Genomic DNA, 3,147 nt, shown 5'->3' on the forward strand with positions numbered 1-3,147 from the left:
CACGCGCCGGCGGCCACGGCCCCGGCCGCGCCGGCCCAGCGCCGGCCCGCGCCGGAGCGCCGGGAGTCGGGCCTGTGGGTGGACGCGTTCTTCGCCGGGATCAGGGCGGAGCCCGAGGGGTCTCCTCCCGCCGACGACCCCGGCCCGGGTCCCGGCGAGGCCGAGCGCCCGAGCCCCTGACCCGGCCGCGCGCGCCCCAAGACCCCCGATCACGTCGGCAACGTCGGCAACCTCCGAGACAAGGTGAGAAGCACGTGACACAGCGTCGGTTCAAGGACATGGACTGGATGCTCAGGGACCTGGCCGCCTCCGTCCCGTGTATCCGGCACATCGTGGTGCTGTCGGCAGACGGGCTGTGCATGGCGCAGCACGGCGACGAGCGGGACAGCGGGGACCGGCTGGCCGCCGCCGCCTCCGGGATCAAGAGCCTGGCCCAGTCGATCGCCTCCGAACTCCCCGGCGACGAGGGCGACGTGAAGATGGTGCTGCTGGAGCTGACCGGCGGCTTCTTCTATCTGATGTCGGCCGGCGAGCGGTCCTACCTCGCGGTGACGGCCGACGCCGAGGTGGACCCGGGGCTGATCAGCCACCGGATGCGCGACCTGGTGCTGCGGATCGGCGAGCACCTGTCCACCGGTTCCAGGACGCCGGAACGGGCCGCGCCGTGACCGTGCCCGAGGAGGCGGAGGAGGAGCCGGCCCGCCGGAAGCCGGACGACGACCAGCCCGTTCCGCTCTATGTGGTCACCGGCGGCCGCAGCGAGTCCGCCGACGCCATGGCGTTGGACCTGGTCACCCTCGTGGTGGCCAGGGCCGACCCGCACGCCGGCCAGTCCCCCGAGCACGCCGCGCTGCTGCGGATGTGCCGCTACCCGATCTCGGTCGCGGAGATCTCGGCCTATCTCGGCCTGCCGTTCAGCGCGGTGACCGTGCTGCTCATGGACCTGCTGGACAGCTCCCAGGTGGAGGTCAGGCAGACCAGGGTGGACCAGCGCCAGGCCGCGGCCGATCCCGATCTCGACACCCTGAGGGCACTGATCGATGGCCTACAACGACTCTGACTCCGCCGAGCGGCTCGCCGCGTTCTCCGGAGGTCCCCGCGAGGAGGACCTGTTGCCCAGCTCGGCCGAGCAGTCGGTCAAGGTGGTGGTGGTCGGCGGCTTCGGCGTGGGCAAGACCACCATGGTCGGCTCGGTCAGCGAGATCCGTCCGCTGACCACCGAGGAGACCATGACCCAGGCCGGCGCCGGCGTCGACGACCTGGAGGGGATCGAGCGCAAGACCGAGACCACCGTGGCGATGGACTTCGGCCGGATCACGCTCAACGAGCGGCTGGTTCTCTATCTCTTCGGCACCCCGGGGCAGCAGCGGTTCTGGTTCCTGTGGAACGGCGTGATCGAGGGCGCGCTGGGCGCCGTGGTGCTGGTCGACACCCGACGCCTTGAGGACAGCTTCCAGGCGATGGACCGTCTGGAGGAGTGCGGCGTGCCCTTCGTGGTGGCGGTCAACACCTTCCCCGACGCCCCGCTGCACCCGGCGCCCGAGCTGCGGAACGCCCTCGACCTGCCGGCCGGGGTGCCGGTGGTCACCTGCGACGCGCGGGTCTTCGACTCAAGCCGCGAGGTGCTGCTGACGCTGCTGCGCCACCTGTACACCCGCGCGACGGAGGCCAGGGCGGCGGAGGACCGTCCGCCCGGCCAGGCCCCGTCGCCTGGCTCCCCCGCACCGTCGCCGGACTCCCCGGCCCCGGCGCCCTCGCCCGTTGCCGCTCCCCCGCACCCCTCGGAGGCACCGTGACCACCACCCCCGAACCACCCCGCGCCCCCGCCTCGTTGGGCACCCCGCCGCCGGGCTGCCCGGCGCACGCCGGCACCGGGCCCGAGGGCGTGCAGCGCCTCTACGGGTCCGCGGCCTCCGCCGACCCGATGGGCCTCTACGAGCGGCTGCGCACCGAACACGGCCCGGTCGCGCCGGTGTTGCTGGAGGGCGACGTGCCGGCCTGGCTGGTGCTCGGCTACAACGAGATCCTCCAGGTCACGCGGAACCCGCGCCGCTTCCGCAGGGACGGCCGCGCCTGGTCGCCCTGGCAGCGGGGCGAGATCGGCGCCGACTCGCCCATCGCGCCGGTGCTGCGCTGGGGCCCGGACTGCACCCACCAGGACGGCGGGACGCACCAGCGGCTGCGCGGGGCGGTCAACGAGTCGCTGGAGCGCTTCGACCGGCGCGGCCTGCGGCGCTATGTGCAGCTCTACGGGCACCAGTTGATCGACCAGTTCGCGACCGAGGGCCGGGCCGAGATCCTCGGCCAGTACGCGCAGCAGCTGCCGATGCTGGTGCTGTCGGTGGTGCTGGGGCTGCCCGAGGAGGAGGGGCCCCGGCTGGTGGAGGCCAGCCGACAGCTGCTGATCGGCACGGAGAAGGCGGTCGCGGCGGACCGTTACATCCAGCGGACGCTGACGGAGCTGGTGGCCACCAAGCACGCGACCCCGGGCCACGACCTGGCGTCCTGGCTGATCGCGCACCCGGCGGACCTGTCGGACGAGGAGGTGCTCCACCATCTGCGGCTGGTGCTGGTCGCGGCGAACGAGACGACCACCAACCTGATCGTCAACACACTGCGGGTGGTCTTCACCCATCCCCGCTTCCGGGGCTCGCTGCACGGCGGGCGGATGACGCTGCCGGCGGCGGTGGAGCAGGTGCTCTGGGACGAGCCGCCGATCTCGGTGTGCCCGGGCGGATTCGCCAGCGACGACGTGGAGTTGGGCGGACAGAACATCCGCAAGGGGGACATCTTACTTCTGGGGCTCGCGGCGGCCAACGCCGATCCGGCGATCCGGCCGGCCCCCGGGGCGCCGATGCACGGCAACCGTTCGCACCTGTCGTTCACCTCGGGTCCGCACGAGTGCCCTGGCCAGGACATCGGCCGGGCGATCACCGTGACGGGGATCGAGGTGCTGCTGTCCCGGCTGCCCGACCTGCGGCTGACGCTGGAGCCCGACGAGCTGAGCTGGTCGGCCTCCACCTGGTCGCGCCATCTGGTGGCGCTGCCCGTCGAGTTCACGCCACGGGCCCGCGCCGAGCGGATTCCGCTGGTGCCGCCGGCGCCGGGCCGCAGGTCGGCGCCGGGGCGGCAGCGGCCCCGGCCGCC

General features: G+C 73.3%; 3 protein-coding genes and 2 pseudogenes. All 5 read left to right on the forward strand.

Going from position 1 to position 3,147, the window contains the following annotated elements; genetic code table 11:
- Nucleotides 1-180, forward strand: a pseudogene (locus EBN88_RS31020) (ATP-binding protein); the annotation flags it as partial.
- 98 nt (nucleotides 181-278) lie between these two features.
- A complete protein-coding gene (locus EBN88_RS29280; RefSeq protein ID WP_122400016.1) occupies nucleotides 279-668 on the forward strand; it encodes a roadblock/LC7 domain-containing protein in 390 nt (129 codons plus the stop codon).
- Nucleotides 665-1,060 carry a DUF742 domain-containing protein gene (locus EBN88_RS29285; protein ID WP_226961495.1) on the forward strand — a complete coding sequence of 132 codons (396 nt, stop codon included), beginning with the start codon at nucleotides 665-667 and terminating at the stop codon, nucleotides 1,058-1,060. The genes EBN88_RS29280 and EBN88_RS29285 overlap by 4 nt, the downstream gene beginning before the upstream one ends.
- A pseudogene (locus EBN88_RS29290) lies at nucleotides 1,041-1,670 on the forward strand (GTP-binding protein); the annotation flags it as partial. The gene EBN88_RS29285 and the pseudogene EBN88_RS29290, both read left to right, overlap by 20 nt.
- 122 nt (nucleotides 1,671-1,792) lie before the next feature.
- Nucleotides 1,793-3,147 (forward strand): cytochrome P450 (locus EBN88_RS29295; RefSeq protein ID WP_199742535.1); only part of this gene is annotated, 1,355 nt, incomplete at its 3' end.

It is taken from the genome of Streptomyces triticirhizae (genome assembly GCF_003696235.1).
Lineage (GTDB): Bacteria > Actinomycetota > Actinomycetes > Streptomycetales > Streptomycetaceae > Streptomyces > Streptomyces triticirhizae.

Coding starts and splice junctions, on each gene's coding strand:
- EBN88_RS29280 (WP_122400016.1), top strand. CDS start 279: ATGGACTGGATGCTCAGGGACCTGGCCGCCTCCGTCCCGTGTATCCGG.